Source organism: Ruegeria sp. AD2(2025), assembly GCF_056542385.1.
Genome location: NZ_JBQFZS010000044.1, coordinates 1 through 765, shown reverse-complemented (window position 1 = coordinate 765; position 765 = coordinate 1). Strand labels below are relative to the sequence as shown.

Annotated in this window: 1 protein-coding gene; it reads left to right on the top strand. The window is 68.0% G+C overall.

Annotated elements, in window-relative coordinates:
• Positions 1-765: condensation domain-containing protein (locus ACR1XV_RS21440; protein ID WP_480535062.1), on the top strand; the 765-nt coding region annotated here is incomplete at both ends.

Genomic DNA, 765 nt, shown 5'->3' with positions numbered 1-765 from the left:
GTGCTCGAGCTTTCTGGCGATCTGGATGTCGACGCGTTGGAGGGAGCGTTTTTCGATGTGCTGGATCGGCACGAGGTGTTGCGGACGACTTTTGCAGAGGGTGATGGGGGCGTTCGGCAGGTGGTGCATGCAACGCGCAAGAGCAGGGGCCGGTTCGAGCTGATGCGTGTCGGGCCCGGAGAGGTCGAGGCGGCGATTGCGGGGGCCGCGGGGCATGCCTTTGATCTGGAGAGGGAATTTCCCATTCGGGCGACGCTTTTTCAGATTTCTCCCGACCGCCATGTGCTGCTTCTGCTGATGCATCATATCGCTGGCGACGGTTGGTCGTTCGAGCCTCTGGCGCGGGATTTGCGGCAGGCTTATGCGGCGCGGCGGGGCGGTTCGGCGCCGGATTGGACGCCGTTGCCGGTGCAATATTCGGACTATGCGGCCTGGCAGCGGGAGGTTCTGGGCGACGCGCGCGACCCCGACAGCCTCGCGGCGCGGCAGCTGGGCTACTGGACCGAGGCGCTGCGCGGGCAGCCCGAGCAGCTCGATCTGCCGACAGACCGGCGCCGACCAGCGGTGCCGAGCCACCGCGGCGGGATCGTGCGGATCGCGCTCGACGCGGCGCAACACAAGGCACTGGCCGGGATCGCGCGGCGTGGAAATGGGAGCCTTTTCATGGTGTTGCAGGCGGCGCTGGCGGCGCTGCTGACGCGGTTGGGCGCGGGCGAGGACATTCCGCTGGGCAGCCCGATCGCGGGGCGCTCGGACGAACGGCTT